The organism is Candidatus Accumulibacter contiguus (assembly GCF_012940005.1).
In the GTDB taxonomy this organism is placed as follows: Bacteria; Pseudomonadota; Gammaproteobacteria; order Burkholderiales; family Rhodocyclaceae; genus Accumulibacter; species Accumulibacter contiguus.
Window position 1 is genome coordinate 1 of record NZ_SPMX01000097.1, and the last position, 14,355, is coordinate 14,355.

12 protein-coding genes and 3 pseudogenes are annotated in these 14,355 nt (G+C 59.9%); 14 read left to right on the plus strand and 1 reads right to left on the minus strand.

Going from position 1 to position 14,355, the window contains the following annotated elements; translation table 11 throughout:
• The first annotated feature begins 10 nt into the window (after positions 1-10).
• From E4Q08_RS22625 to E4Q08_RS22640, 4 genes and pseudogenes are all read left to right on the plus strand, one after another.
• A pseudogene (locus E4Q08_RS22625) lies at positions 11-343 on the plus strand (ISAzo13-like element transposase-related protein).
• 442 nt (positions 344-785) lie between these two features.
• Complete coding sequence (locus E4Q08_RS22630) at positions 786-1,946, plus strand: cytochrome c3 family protein (protein ID WP_169072059.1); 1,161 nt, start codon at positions 786-788, stop codon at positions 1,944-1,946.
• Between the two features lie 196 nt (positions 1,947-2,142).
• Positions 2,143-2,952, plus strand: coding sequence for a tetratricopeptide repeat protein (locus E4Q08_RS22635; RefSeq protein ID WP_256436040.1), 810 nt, complete (start codon positions 2,143-2,145; stop codon positions 2,950-2,952).
• Positions 2,953-3,058: 106 nt separating this feature from the next.
• Positions 3,059-3,931 carry a bile acid:sodium symporter family protein gene (locus E4Q08_RS22640; RefSeq protein ID WP_169072060.1) on the plus strand — a complete coding sequence of 291 codons (873 nt, stop codon included), beginning with the start codon at positions 3,059-3,061 and terminating at the stop codon, positions 3,929-3,931.
• 33 nt (positions 3,932-3,964) lie between these two features.
• Here the strand turns inward: E4Q08_RS22640 and E4Q08_RS22645 are convergent, their stop codons facing one another.
• The gene (locus E4Q08_RS22645; protein ID WP_169072061.1) at positions 3,965-4,951 is read right to left on the minus strand and encodes a LysR family transcriptional regulator; all 987 of its coding nucleotides are present in this window, start codon (positions 4,949-4,951) and stop codon (positions 3,965-3,967) included.
• A 223-nt stretch (positions 4,952-5,174) separates the two neighbouring features.
• On the opposite strand from E4Q08_RS22645, the gene E4Q08_RS22650 reads away from it, so the two are divergent.
• From E4Q08_RS22650 to E4Q08_RS26440, 10 genes and pseudogenes are all read left to right on the plus strand, one after another.
• A complete protein-coding gene (locus tag E4Q08_RS22650; protein WP_372703816.1) occupies positions 5,175-6,812 on the plus strand; it encodes an arylsulfatase in 1,638 nt (545 codons plus the stop codon).
• 264 nt (positions 6,813-7,076) lie between these two features.
• A pseudogene (locus tag E4Q08_RS22655) lies at positions 7,077-8,064 on the plus strand (HAD family hydrolase).
• 85 nt (positions 8,065-8,149) lie between these two features.
• Positions 8,150-8,482, plus strand: coding sequence for a lipid-binding SYLF domain-containing protein (locus E4Q08_RS22660; protein WP_169072063.1), 333 nt, complete (start codon positions 8,150-8,152; stop codon positions 8,480-8,482).
• A complete protein-coding gene (locus tag E4Q08_RS22665; RefSeq protein WP_248595097.1) occupies positions 8,436-8,714 on the plus strand; it encodes a YSC84-related protein in 279 nt (92 codons plus the stop codon). The genes E4Q08_RS22660 and E4Q08_RS22665 overlap by 47 nt, the downstream gene beginning before the upstream one ends.
• 71 nt (positions 8,715-8,785) lie before the next feature.
• Entirely contained in the window at positions 8,786-10,765 is a 1,980-nt protein-coding gene (locus E4Q08_RS22670; RefSeq protein ID WP_169072065.1) for an alkyl/aryl-sulfatase, read from the plus strand.
• Positions 10,766-10,876: 111 nt separating this feature from the next.
• A complete protein-coding gene (locus E4Q08_RS22675; RefSeq protein ID WP_308240204.1) occupies positions 10,877-11,650 on the plus strand; it encodes a DUF2092 domain-containing protein in 774 nt (257 codons plus the stop codon).
• Positions 11,651-11,662: 12 nt separating this feature from the next.
• The gene (locus tag E4Q08_RS22680; RefSeq protein ID WP_169072066.1) at positions 11,663-12,166 is read left to right on the plus strand and encodes a hypothetical protein; all 504 of its coding nucleotides are present in this window, start codon (positions 11,663-11,665) and stop codon (positions 12,164-12,166) included.
• A gap of 280 nt (positions 12,167-12,446) precedes the next feature.
• Positions 12,447-13,352: a transporter family protein gene (locus E4Q08_RS22685; protein WP_248595094.1), complete on the plus strand. Its 906-nt coding sequence runs from the start codon at positions 12,447-12,449 to the stop codon at positions 13,350-13,352.
• A gap of 45 nt (positions 13,353-13,397) precedes the next feature.
• Complete coding sequence (locus tag E4Q08_RS22690) at positions 13,398-13,616, plus strand: hypothetical protein (protein ID WP_169072067.1); 219 nt, start codon at positions 13,398-13,400, stop codon at positions 13,614-13,616.
• A gap of 439 nt (positions 13,617-14,055) precedes the next feature.
• A pseudogene (locus E4Q08_RS26440) lies at positions 14,056-14,355 on the plus strand (ISAzo13 family transposase); the annotation flags it as partial.

Genomic DNA, 14,355 nt, shown 5'->3' on the forward strand with positions numbered 1-14,355 from the left:
TCAGCAGGACTTGCAAGCGCTTGCCAATCGGCTCAAGCTGGAAATTCGGATCGCCCACTTCCCGCCGTATTGCTCCAAGCACAATCCCGATTGAGCACCCGCGTCTTCCCCCCATGTCACGCGCGCTTGCGAAGGCGTCGTATTTGAAAGCGTGCCTCTGGTCAAACAACTGATCGAGCGTACCCAGACTCGAACTGGACTTCAGGTCACCGTCGATATTATCGATCGCGTCTACGAAACCGGACGGAAAGCGGCGCTTGATCTCAAGGCATCCCTGCGCATCGTCGCCGATGCACTACTGCCCCCATGGAATTACACCATCCTGCCAAATTCAACAGCATAAAACCGGGAAGTTATTTCGTGGGCGTTCCTAAGGAGCAACTGATCAACGAGGCGGGCGTATGCAATTCGCGAATCCACGGTTGCACTCGTGTCGAATAGCGGGTAGGTTCCCGGACGTCCGGTTCATCGCAGCGCCGTGAGGTGAAAAGCATTTACGGACAAATCGCGATAATTTCCCGGAGCCCGCACCTATTTCCATCTGGCGGTCCCGGCGTACCGGTTGAGACCATGCAGTGAGTACCAAGAAAATAGACCGAGTCCGGTCCCAAGCCAGCTCGCCGCCCGAAGGCGAACTTGGCCGACGCCGGCCTAAGCTTCTACTGGTCGGCCTCGCGCTCGCCACCCTCACCGCCATTGCCCTGTTCGCCATCTTGCGCCCCGCGCCACCGGCGGTCGGCAGCGGTGGCGCCGTAACACACAGAGCAGCCCCTGCCGTTGCATACGTGGCCGACGCCACCTGCGTCGGCTGCCATGCGCAAGCCGGCGAGCGCTGGCGCGGCTCCCACCACGACCAGGCCATGGCGCATGTCGGCCCGGACAGCGTGCGCGGCGACTTCGCCGACGCCGTGTTGCGCCAGGGCAAGCAGCGCTGGCGCTTCCACCGGGCCGACGGGCGCTATTACGTCGACGCCCCCGGCGAAAACGGCCGTTCCCGTCAGTACGAAATCAAATACACCTTCGGCGTCGACCCGCTCCAGCAATACCTCGTCGAATTTCCCGGCGGCCGCCTGCAGGCCCTGCCGGTGGCCTGGGATACCCGCCGCCAGCGCTGGTTCCACCTCTATCCCGATAGCCGCGCCGGCACCGGCGACCCAATGCACTGGACGGGCCGCTACCAGAACTGGAACCTGATGTGCGCGGAATGCCACAGCACCAACCTGCGCAAGGGCTACGATGCCGCCGCCGACACCTACGCCACGCGCTGGGATGAAATCAACGTCGGCTGCCAGTCCTGCCACGGCCCAGGCGCTGCCCACCAGGCCTGGGCGGATGCAAAACGCGACGGCAAGCCAGCGCCTTCAGGTGCTGAAAAGGCCTATGGCCTCGTCGTCGATTTCCGCGCTGGCGACTCCCGCTTCCAGGTGGACCAATGCGGCGCCTGCCATTCCCGCCGCCAACGCCTCGCCGACAGCGACCAGCCCGGCGCCCATTTCCTCGACAACTTCCGCCCCGAACTCCTGCGCGCCGGGCTCTACCATCCCGACGGTCAACAACTCGACGAGGTCTATGTTTACGGCTCCATGCTGCAGAGCCGGATGTACCAGCAGGGCGTGCGCTGCACCGACTGCCACGACGCCCACAGCCTCAAGCTCAAGGCCGAAGGCAACGCCGTTTGTGTGCAATGCCACAACCCGGCCGGCAACCCGCGCTTTCCGACACTCAGGAAAGCGGCCTACGACACCCCGGCGCATCACCACCACACCGCCGGTCGGCCGGGCACCGAATGCCGGAACTGTCACATGCCGGAAAAGAACTACATGGTCGTGCACGCCCGCCCCGACCACAGCTTCCGCATCCCGCGCCCCCGACCTCTCGCAAAAGCTAGGCACCCCCAACGCGTGCAACCAGTGCCACGCCAACAAGAGCCCGGCCTGGGCGGCTGAAGCCGTTGCTCGCTGGTACGGCCCTGAACGGCGCCTGGAGCCGGGCTTCGCCACCACCTTCGCGGCCGCCCGCGCCGGGCGCCGCGAAGCCCTGCCCGGCCTGCTCGCCCTGCTGCGCGATCCGGCACAGCCAGCCATCGTCCGCGCCACCGCCACCGAGCACCTGCCCCCCGCACAACCTGAAGCCCGCATCGCACTGAGCGAAGCACTCAACGACAGCGATGCCCTGGTCCGCGCCTATGCCGTCCTCGCCCTTGCCGAGCTGCCGCCGGCCGAACGAGCGCCGCTCCTCGTCCCGTGTCTGCGCGACCCGATCCGCCTCGTGCGCATCAACGCCGCCCAGGCGCTCGCCGCGCTACCCCCCGGCACGCTCGCCGGCGCCGACCAGGCCGCCTTCGACCAGGCCTACCAGGAATATCTCGATGCCCAGGCCGCGATGGCCGACATGCCCGCCACCCAGCTCAACCTGGCCGGCGTCCACGCCCAACGGGGCGACGACCCCGCCGCCCGCGAAGCCTATTCGCGCGCCCTGCGCATGGACCCCGACTTCGGCGCCGGACGCAACGCTTACGCCGGCTACCTGGCTACGCGGGGCGACACTGCCGCCGCCGAAGCCACCCTGCGCGCCGGCCTGGAGCGCAATCCCGGCGACGCCGAGCTGCGCTACAGCCTGGCGCTGCTGCTCGCCGAATCCGGTCAGTTGCCCGCCGCCATTCGCGAACTGCATGAGGCCGCCCGACGCGCGCCGGACAATCCGCGCATCGCCTACAACCTCGGCCTCGCCCTGATGCAGGCCGGCCGTCTGCGTGACGCCGAAGCCCCGCTCGCCAAGGCAGCGCGCCTCGACACGCAGGAAGGCGCCTACGCCTATGCCCTGGCGCTGCTGCAGTTCCAGCAGCAACGGCCCGAGGCCGCCCTTCCGCACGCCGAACGCGCGCTTGCCCTCAACCCCGACGACCGTGCGGCACAACAGTTGCTGCTGGCCATTCGCCGCGGTCGACCGTGAAAAATGGCCAAATTCCGGACCCCGATTGTCCTTCCTTCCCGAACTCCGATGCCGCAGGGCGCGTCATCGTGAGGCCAACATCGTCCAGACACGGAGTGCCGCCGCCATGAGCCCCTGGATCGAGTCGTCCATACCGTTCGTGACCGTCTTCGTCATGCTGATCGTCGGCACCGATCTGCGTCTCGCGGACTTTCAGCGCGTTCGCCGTTACCCGGTGCTCGTCCCCGGTATCGTCTGCGCGCAATGGGTGTTGCTGATCGGCATCGCCGGCCTCGTCGGGCGCCTGCTCGACCTGCCACCCGGCATGACCGGCGGTGCCATCCTGCTTGCCGCAGCGCCGGTGGCAGCCATGTCCGGCTTCTACACCCAGCTGGCCGGCGGGCACCTGGCGCTGGCGGTCACGGTAGCGGCAATGTCGAACCTGCTGGCGCCGATCGTCACGCCCGTCGCCGCTTCGCTTGGCTTCTGGCTCTTCCTCGACAGCGACAAGGCAATGGAACTCCCCATGCTCAAGGTCGCGTTGCAAGCCATCGTCGGCTTGCTGTTGCCGTTGCTGGCCGGGATGCTGCTCCGCCACTGCGCACCGCGCTGGGTCGCGCGCTGGCGCGGTTCGCTGCAGGGGATAGCCATTGGCGCGGTGATCGCACTGCTGGGGGCGGTCATCATTGACCAGCGCGAAGCGATTCGTGAGCAATTCGTGCTTCTGTTCGGCGTCTCGCTGCTGTTCACGCTGGCGACGCTGGCCGCGGGATGGGCTGTCCTCAGACTGCCGGCCTGTTCCACCGAGGACCGGCACGGGCTGCTCTGGGGATTCCCGGCACGCAACGTCGCCGTCGCCACCCTCGCGGCAACTTCGGTTCTGGGAAAGGCGGCCGTCGTGACCTTCATCGCCGTCCTGTTCGCCACGCAACTGACGTTGCTGTTGTCGCTTGCGCTGTGGCTCCGCAAGCGTGCCAGATCTTCATCCGGCAGCGTTTGAGCCGTCACCGGACCATCGACGGCCAATTTCCGATCAGCCGCCGGGTGACCCTGGCTGACCTGAACGGGCGCAGTGTTCCGCGATTGTCGCTTCCATCGGCACGACGACCTCGGCTTCGACTGCCCGGATCTCGCTCATGAAGGCCAGCGTAGCGGGGGCGAGCGAGCGATTTTTCAGGTACAGGAAGCCGTAGTTGGCCTGAAAATGCGGGCCAGTCATTGGCAGAATCGAGATCCGGTCGGCCAGAAGGTCGACATCGAACATCTTCAACGTCCCCACGGCCAGCGCGTCGCTGCTGGCCAAAAGTTCGGGAACATGCATCGACACATCGAGGTTGACCGCCGGCACGAAGTCGCCATTGGCCGGATCGATCGAACCGGCGGCGTCGACCGGTCCCGGGAAATGGTTCGCAATGCGCGCCGGTATCCGTGTCCCGACCCAGGGGAACGCCAATGCCTGGGCCCACGATGCCGGCCCGCGCCCCATCAGCGGATGATCGGTACGGCAGAACAGATAGCCGCGATGCCGGCCGACCGGTTCGGTCGTCAACGCCCCTTCATCCGCGAGATCGCCGATTTCTGCAATGCCCAGGTCTACGGTGCGGGAGAGCACCTGCTGAGCGACCTCGCGCCACCCGGCGACATGGAGCGTGACACGGAGCTTCGGATACCTGGCGGACAGGCGGGCAATGGCAAGGCCGCCCGAGATGATGCTCGGATAGGGGCCGAGCGCGACCTTGAGCGAACCGCCGCCGCATCCGGCCAGCAGGTCGATCTCGCGCCGCATATCCTCTTCCACGGTGAGCAGCTGGTTGCTTCGTTCCAGCACAATCTCGCCGAAGGGCGTCAGGATGATCGCCCCGCGGTTCCGTTCGAGGAGCGCCACGCCCAGTTCCCCCTCCAGCGCCTGGATGCTCTTGCTCAGCGCCGGTTGCGAGATGCTCAGAGCACTAGCGGCACGGCCGAAATTGCCATGCTCGACCAGTGTGCGTAAATGGAGAAGACGGCGGGGCGTGATCATAACCAAAAGGTTTCCATGAAATGAAAATTCATCATTATCATTTTATTTTCATCCCTCCTAGAATGCTACTGTTCTGTTCCTGAAGGCGCCCCGCATCCGGCAAGCCGCTCGCGGTATCAGGAACGGTTACCTGCCTGGCCGGGCGGCCATTGCAGGTTTCAATATTGTAGGACTACTTCATTTTGCGAGGGGACATATGAATCGTTCACACCCTATCGTCCGTATGCTCGGCATCGCGCTGGCATCTTCGGCTCTGGCGGCTGCAGGAATCTCGTCGGCACAGGCGCAAGCCAGCCAGACGCCCAAGCAACCCAACATCATCCTGATTCTGTCCGACGATTTCGGCTATGGAGACGCCGGGGCCTATGGCGGTGGTGCAGGGCGCGGCATGCCGACCCCGAGTCTGGATCGGCTCTCCAAGGAAGGGATGACCTTCTACTCGTTCTATGCGCAGCCGAGTTGTACGCCGGGCCGCGCTGCGGTGCAGACCGGACGCATCCCCAACCGCAGCGGCATGACCACCGTGGCCTTCCAGGGTCAGGGCGGCGGGCTGCCCAAGGCGGAATGGACGCTGGCTTCCGTGCTCAAGCAAGGGGGCTACCAAACCTTCTTCACCGGCAAGTGGCACTTGGGTGAAGCCGATTACGCCTTGCCCACGGCGCAGGGCTACGACGAAATGAAATATGTCGGGCTCTACCATCTGAATGCTTACACCTACGCTGACCCGACCTGGTTCCCCGACATGGATCCGAAGTTGCGTGCCATGTTCCAGCAAGTCACCAAGGGCGCATTGTCCGGCACGGCGGGCGGCAAGGTGACCGAAGACTTCAAGATCAACGGTCAGTACGTCAACACCCCGGACAAGGGCGTGGTCGGCATTCCGTACTTCGACGAATATGTCGAGAAGGCGGCTGTGGAGTATCTGGACAAGGCGGCCAAATCGAGCAAACCGTTCTTCATGAGCGTCAATTTCATGAAGGTGCACCAGCCAAACATGCCGCACCCGGACTTCCAGCTCAAGTCGATGTCAAAGAGCAAGTATGCCGATTCCATCGTCGAGAACGACACCCGGATCGGCCGTGTCATCGAAAAGGTCCGCCAACTCGGCCTCGACAAGAACACCTACATCTTCTGGACCACGGACAACGGCGCCTGGCAGGACGTTTATCCCGATGCCGGATATACCCCGTTCCGTGGCACCAAGGGAACGGTGCGCGAAGGCGGCAACCGTGTGCCCGCGATTGCCGTCGGGCCGAACATCAAGCCGGGGAGTGTGAATCACGAGATCGTCGGCGGGCTGGACTACATGGCCACGTTCGCCGCCCTCGCCGGGGTCAAGCTCCCGCAGAACGACCGTGAAGGCAACCCGATCATTTTCGACAGCTACGACCTCAGCCCGGTACTCTTCGGCACCGGCAAGTCGCCGCGCAACGAATGGTTCTACTTCACCGAGAACGAACTCACACCGGGCGCAGCACGGGTCGGTAACTACAAGGCCGTCTTCAACCTGCGTGGCGACAACGGGCAACCTACGGGTGGCTTGGCAGTCGACAGCAACCTGGGATGGAAGGGAGCGCAAAAATATGTGGCCACCGTTCCCCAAGTGTTCGATCTCTGGCAGGACCCGCAGGAACGCTACGACATCTTCATGAACAACTACACCGAGCGTACCTGGACCCTGGTCACCATCAGCAAGGCGATCGAAGACCTGATGAAGACTTATGTCAAATATCCGCCACGCAAGCTGCAAAGTGAGGGTTATGACGGACCGGTCGAGTTGTCCAAGTACGAAAAGTTCAAATACATCCGCGAGCAACTCATGAAGGACGGCATCCACATCGGCTTGCCGAGCGGAAACTGAGGTTTCCGCCAATTGAGTTATCACCCGATGGCGAGGCTATCTTTGAAGATGCGCCCCGCCATTTTCATGATTCACGGTAACTACTCAGCTACTGCATCTTGTTAAAAAATCAACACGTTGCGAGCATTGAAATAACATAATGACGAATGGGATTGCTTTAGAATCAAGTGGTTGCAAGTTTATGCCATTGTTCGCCTGTTTCTAACCAATTGTTTTTGCATAACATTTTGACCTGAGTAGTTACGATTCACGAAGGAAATCGACATGCGGAATCTGCTCGTCAATGCACTGTTCGCAGTGGTGCTGTTCGCGAATTCGGCCTTTGCCGCCGATCCCCTGCCCTCCTGGAACGATGGCAAGGCCAAGCAATCCATAGTCAACTTCGTCACCAAGGTTACAAAGGCAGGTTCGCCGGATTTTGTGCCGGCGCCGCAACGCATCGCCACCTTCGATAACGATGGCACGCTGTGGGCCGAACAGCCGGTCTATTTTCAGTTGCTTTTCGCGATTGATCGCGTCAAGGCGCTAGCGCCGCAGCATCCGGAATGGCAGACGCAAGAGCCGTTTGCCTCGTTGCTCAAGGGCGACCTGAAGGGCGTCATGGCTGGCGGCGAAAAAAGCGCTCCTGGAAATCGTCATGGCCACGCACGCCGGCATGACGACCGAGGAGTTCGAGAAAACCGTTAAGGACTGGCTTGCGACGGCCCGGCATCCCAAGACCGGCAAGCTCTATACGGAAATGGTCTATCAGCCCATGCTAGAAGTGCTGACCTACCTGCGCGCCAACGGATTCAAGACCTTCATCGTTTCCGGCGGCGGTATCGAATTCATGCGGCCGTGGACCGAAAAAGTCTATGGCGTTCCGCCCGAACAGGTCGTCGGCAGCAGCATCAAGACCCAATGGGAAGTCCGTTCCGGCAAGCCGACGCTCGTTCGCCTGCCGGAGATCAACTTCATCGACGACAAGACGGGCAAGCCCGTCGGCATCAACGCGCATATCGGTCGCCGGCCGATTGCCGCCTTCGGCAACTCCGACGGCGACCAGCAGATGCTCGAATGGACGCAGGCCGGCAGTGGCGCACGCTTGATGATGCTGGTGCACCACGACGATGCCAAACGCGAATGGGCTTACGGACCGGAATCGAAGATCGGCACGTTCAGCGATGCGCTCATGGCGGAAGCCAACCAGCGTGGCTGGACCGTCATCAGCATGAAGAACGACTGGAAAAAAGTGTTTGCCTTCGACAACTGATCCTGAGCACTTTGATTGACTTACAGCAACTGCGGGAAGCCGCAGAAAAACCAGAGCATGCCAACTTGATAATTAAGGATTAACCATGAAACTCCATCATCTATTTACCGTCGCAGCGGTTTCATTGTCTTTTGTGACTGGCAGTGCCATCGCTCAGGACAACAAGGCGAGCAAGCAAGCGGAGATCCGTAACGTAACACAGGCGAGCCTGGAGAAATTCTATAAGGCAGAGCCCAAAATCAAAGGCGAAGTCAGCAAAGCCCCTGGCTACGCTGTCTTTACCACCTACGGTCTGAGCTTCTTGGTCGGTGGTGCAGGCGGCAAGGGTTTAGTGCATGACCGCACGACGAAAAAAAGACGTCTTTATGGAAATGGCCCAGGCAAATATCGGGGCACAGGTTGGCGCGTCGGAGAGTGAAACGCTGATCATCTTCCAGACAACCAAAGGGATGCACGAATTCATCGCCAAAGGTTGGGAATTTGGCGGCGGCGGCGGGATTGGTGCCGGCGCCGCAGGGAAGACCATTGGTGGGCAAAGCGGTGGAAATGCCATTCCTCACGCAAAGTACTACACGCTGACGAAGAATGGACTCCAGATTGGTGGCGCGGTGGCCGGAACGAAGTTTTGGAGGGACAGCGCCTTGAACTGAGGCGACAGGCAAGTCCGCATATTCGGAGCACCAACAATACCAATTCCATAATCAATATTTGAGGGAAAAAAATGCATCAATTCCATCGACTCTTTCCGGTGCTCTTCGCGTCTCTCACACTTGCCCAAAGCATTTCATTGGTAAATGCGCAAGAACAACCCAAGAGTGCTACTGATTCAACCAAAGTGGCGAATGCTCGACTTCTCAACGAATTGCCTTTCTCCGACAAGACGTCGTTCGAGTTGGCGCACAAAGGTTTCATTGCGCCGTTACCTCAGGAAATGCTCAAGGGCGCAGAGGGAAATCCTGTCTGGAACCCGAAACAATACGACTTCATCAAGGAAGGCTCGGCCACTCCCGATACCGTCAACCCAAGCCTGTGGCGTCAATCGCAACTGATCAATATTTCAGGCCTCTTCGAAGTGGTCCCCGGCATCTACCAGGTCCGCAATCAGGATCTTTCCAACATGACGATCGTCGAGGGCAAGTCGGGCATCACCATTTTCGATCCGCTGATCTCGACCGAAACCGCAAAGCGGGCGCTTGAGCTTTACTACCAACATCGGCCGAAGAAGCCGGTCGTCGCCGTTGTCTATACGCATAGCCACGTTGACCACTATGGCGGGGTGCGCGGTGTAATCGACGAGGCTTCGGTCAAAGCGGGCAAGGTCAAGGTTTATGCGCCGGTCGGCTTCCTCGAGGCTGCAGTCGCCGAGAACGTGATGGCCGGAAACGCGATGAGTCGTCGGGCCAGCTACATGTATGGCAATCTTCTGCCGCCAAGCACCACGGGTCAGGTAGGTGCCGGCCTCGGCACCACGACTTCCGCAGGTACCGTCACGCTGATTCCGCCGACGGAAATCATTTCCAAGACGGGCGAAACTCGCGTCATCGACGGGCTGACCTATGAGTTCCTGTTCGCACCAAACACCGAAGCCCCCTCCGAGATGCTGTTCTACATCAAGGAGAAGAAGGCCATCAATGCCGCCGAAGATGCGACCCACACACTGCACAACACATACTCGTTGCGAGGAGCCAAGATCCGCGACCCGCTAGCTTGGTCCAAGTATCTGAACGAAGCTCTGGGAATGTGGGGCGACAAGGCAGAGGTCGTCTTCTCCATGCACCACTGGCCGGTATGGGGTCAAAAGGCACTCGTCGAGCATATTAGCCTCCAGCGTGATATGTATCGTTACATCAATGACCAGACGCTGCGGCTGGCCAACCACGGGGAGACGATGGTCGAGATTGCCGAGCAAATCCAGTTGCCTAAGGCTGTTGGAACACGCTTCTCGAATCGCGGCTACTACGGATCGTTGAATCACGACGTAAAGGCTACGTATGTTCTTTACCTGGGTTGGTTTATCGGCAATCCAGCCACCTTGCACGTGCTGCCGCCAGTCGAATCCTCAAAACGCTATGTGGAAATGATGGGCGGTACAGACGCGTTGCTTAAGATGGCAAAGACGTACTATGACAAGGGCGATTACCGCTGGGTTGCGGAGGTGGTGAACCACGCGGTTTTTGCCGACCCCACCAACAAGGCAGCGAAGGAGCTTCAGGCAGATGCACTTGAGCAGCTTGGGTACCAGGCTGAGAGTGGGCCGTGGCGCAACTTCTATCTCACCGGTGCCAAAGAGCTACGCGAAGGTGTGGCTAAACTCCCCGCACCGAATACCTCTAGCCCCGACACCTTGCGGGCAATGAGTCTTGACCTGTTCTTCGATTACCTAGCTATGCGCCTGAACGGACCAAAAGCTGATGGCAAGCGGATCGTTCTGAACTTCGATTTCACCGATGTTAAAGAGCGCTACGTTCTTGAAATGGTCAATGGTGTTTTGAACCATACGCCGGGTTTGCAGGCGAAAGATGCAGATGCAACCCTTACGCTTTCTCGGGAAGCGCTCAATCAGATCGTACTCAAGCAAACCACACTCAAGAGCGCAATGTCAGCAGGTAGCGTGAAGCTCTCGGGCAGCGAAGCCAAACTGGACGAATTGCTTTCCTACCTCGACAACTTTGAGTTCTGGTTCAACATCGTTACTCCCTAAGCGGGCAACGTGAGGAAATCATGATGCGCTACATGCCGTTGATCACAAGGCATGTGGGCCACCGGATGGGATTGCCATGCTTCCCATCCATCCACCTACAAGGAGAATGAAGTGACACTGACCAAACCCGCTTTAGCGCTGATGGCGTTTACTTTGGCCGCGTCTGTCTTGTATGCGCAGACGGCTCAACCGGTAAGCGTTGGCCAGGCCGCAGTCGTTGCCATCGATCCGGCTGCGATGCAGGCGCTCAAGGACATGGGTAGCGATCTGCAGGCCCTGAAGCGCTTCAAGGTTGCCACTGAACTCACCGGGGAGCGGGTTCTGGCCGATGGACAAAAATTGCAGCATTCGGCCTCTGCCGTACTGTACGCCGACCGGCCAAACAAAATGCGTGCGCGGATGATCAGTGCACGGAACGAGCGCGAACTGGTGTATGACGGCACGACTGTGACGCTCTATGCTCCGGCCCAGAAATCGTATTCGACAACTACTTTTTCCGGAACGCTGGACGAACTTGTCAACCGCCTGGAGCAACGCTATGGGATTGACGTGCCGCTGTCCGACCTATTTTCCTGGGGCACGCCGCTCGCGCCACTCGACAAGATCGAATCGGCGATGAATGCCGGGCAGGACTTTATCGGTGACGATCTGTGCGATCACTACGCTTTCCGTCAGGGCAACATCGATTGGCAGGTGTGGATTTCTGTCGGTACCAGGAAGCTGCCGCGAAAACTGGTCATTACCAACCGGGCCGATGAGGCACGCCCGCAGTCGATTTCCTTGATCGAGTGGCAACTCAAGCCGACGTTCTCTGCATCGACTTTCAAATTCACCCCGCCCAAGGGCAGCACGGCAGTTGAACTCCGCGTGCTTGATCAAAAATAAAGGAGCGCCAACATGAGCAAATCATACAAAAAGCTGTTTGCTGCACCGCTGGCGGCGCTTGTTCTTTCCAGTTTCGTCATGACACCTATCGCCGAAGCACGAGGCGGCGGCTTTGGCGGTGGCGGTCATGCCGGTGCCCGCGCTGGTGGCATGGCCCATGGTGGCGAGCGCCAAATCGACAACAGCCGGCGCGATGTACGTGCATCCAATGTTCGCAGCACCAGCGTTACCAACGTCAATCGGAACGTCAACGTTAACCGGAACGTCAACGTCGATGTGGACCGCCATGGCGGATGCTGCGGCGGTTGGGACAACGGTTATTATCACCCGGTGGCGACGGCAGCAGCAGTGACCGCGACGGTTGCGGTAACCGCCGCCGTGGTCGGTTCTATCGTCCGGACCATACCACCCAACTGCGTGCCAGTGAACTACGGTGGAATCATTTACCAGCAATGTGGCACCACCTGGTACCAGCCTCAGGGCGGTCAGTATATCGTAATTAATCCGCCATACTGAGCTTTCGGCGCGGCGTGCGCTAGCCGGGCCGCCGACGATCCTGTTTTTGCCTGTCTTTCCGGGTTGACCGCGACAAAGGGGTGAGCAATAAAATGCCTCAGCCATTTTGAGTATTTCGTAAATCAAGAAACGCCAAGCGCAAGTTGGCTTACGGGCCGCAGTCAAAGAGTTGCACCTTCAGCGACGCGCTCATGGCGGAAGCCAACCAGCGCGGCTGGAATGTTATTGGCATGAAGAACGACTGGAAGACGGTATTCGCCTTCCAAAACAGGAACCCGCGATGAATGCCAATGGCGCTTTCAAAGTATCTGTCACAGCAATTGACAAGGAAATCACCATGAATATTTGTTCGGATGGACCGGCCGCTGCGCTTTCCGGCTTCTCCCCCGCCAGAGTAGTTGTCTGCGCCCTGCTTAGCCTCAGCATGCTGGCGCCGGCCCATGCCGAAATGAGCGCCGAGGAACTGGCCAAACTAGCCCAGAACCCGGTGGGAAACCTGATCAGCGTTCCGTTCCAGAACAATACCAACCTCAACTTCGGGCCTGAGAAGAAAACGCAGAACATCCTCAACATCCAGCCGGTCATCCCGATCTCGGTCAATGACGACTGGAACATCATCACGCGCACCATCGTTCCGGTGATCTCGATGCCCGGGCTTTACCCGGGTGACGACCGCACCAACGGCATCGGCGACACCGTGCTGACAGCCTTTGTTTCGCCGGCCAAGCCCGGGAGCTGGATCTGGGGGGTCGGGCCGGTTGCGCAGATTCCTACCAACACCGACAACGAACTCGGCAACAAGAACTGGGGCCTCGGTCCGTCTGTCGTCGTCTTGCACCTCGAAAAGGGGAGCCCGTGGGTCTATGGCGCGCTAGTCAACAACATCTGGTCGCTATCCGGCGACAAGCAGGGCGGCTCGTACAACAACGGGATGATCCAGCCCTTCGTCAATTACAACTTCCCGGGGGGCTTATATGTGGTCAGTGCTCCGATCATCACGGCTAACTGGAGGGCGGAGGACAGCCAACGGTGGACAGTGCCTGTGGGCGGTGGCGTAGGGAAGATATTCCACCTTGGAAAATTGCCGGTGAATGCGCAGCTGTCGGCCTACTACAACGTGGTTACCCCGGACGATGGGGCGAACTGGCAAATTCGGGCGCAGGTACAGTTCATGTTTCCCAAATAGGTGTGCACGCCCCCCCATGGTGGTGGAGCGGCGAACCGGCCAAGTTTGGCCGGTTTGAAGTCAGGATTTGCGCCGCTCGGCCAAAGCAACGTTTTTGCATCCGGGCTTTCCTGGGAAGCCGACGCCGCAGGCAAGACCATTGGTGGGCAAAGCGGTGGAAATGCCATTCCTCACGCGAAGTACTACACGCTGACAAAGAATGGCCTCCAGATTGGTGGCGCTGTGGCGGGAGCGAAGTTTTGGAAGGACGAAGCGCTCAACTGAAGTTTACACAACCTGGGTCGGGAGTTCGCGTTCGCCCGATAGGAAAGCTGCCGTTCGTTGTCGTTTGCGGTTGAACGGCAGTTAACCAACTCTTTCCTGCCCGACACCACGCCCCAGGCCAACGGCGGCATTGGCCGAGAAGCCGACCGTCGACACGGTTGGCATGAAGGTCGTTTCCTGGCCGGTTCCCGACCGACACCATCCTACACCTGCTGACTGCTTTCCGGAGCATACCGCTCGGTCAGGAGCGGAAATTGACATCCCTCCAGCCGACTGACCGGTTATGGTTGATTGTTCAGGGTCAGCGTCGGCTTTGGAGAAGAATCTCCGCCGTCCGCTTCTGGCCGAAAGTTGCCATCCAGCCATTTTACCCACCGTCGACTTGGTATCTGTCCAGAAATAACTTGTACAACTTATACGAGTAGGCGACGATCTCGTCATGAGTAATGACGAGCTAGTTGAAACGATCCGTAAGAAGTTCGAGCGCGTGTCCACGGTTTTGGATGAGCGGGGGCGTCGTGTGTGGGCGTTGGCGGAAGCGAGGCGCTCGGTTACGGCGGACAAAGCATCGTCGCTAAAGCCACGGGGCTATCGCGAAATGACGCTGTATTCGGAAAAATGCGGTCATGCCCAAGGACGACCCGGCGGGTTCTCGTAGACACGTCCGAAAAGCAGGGGTGGACGCAAGAAGCTGATCGAGCACGAGCCGAACATTGCTCTCGGCGCTGGAAAGATTGGT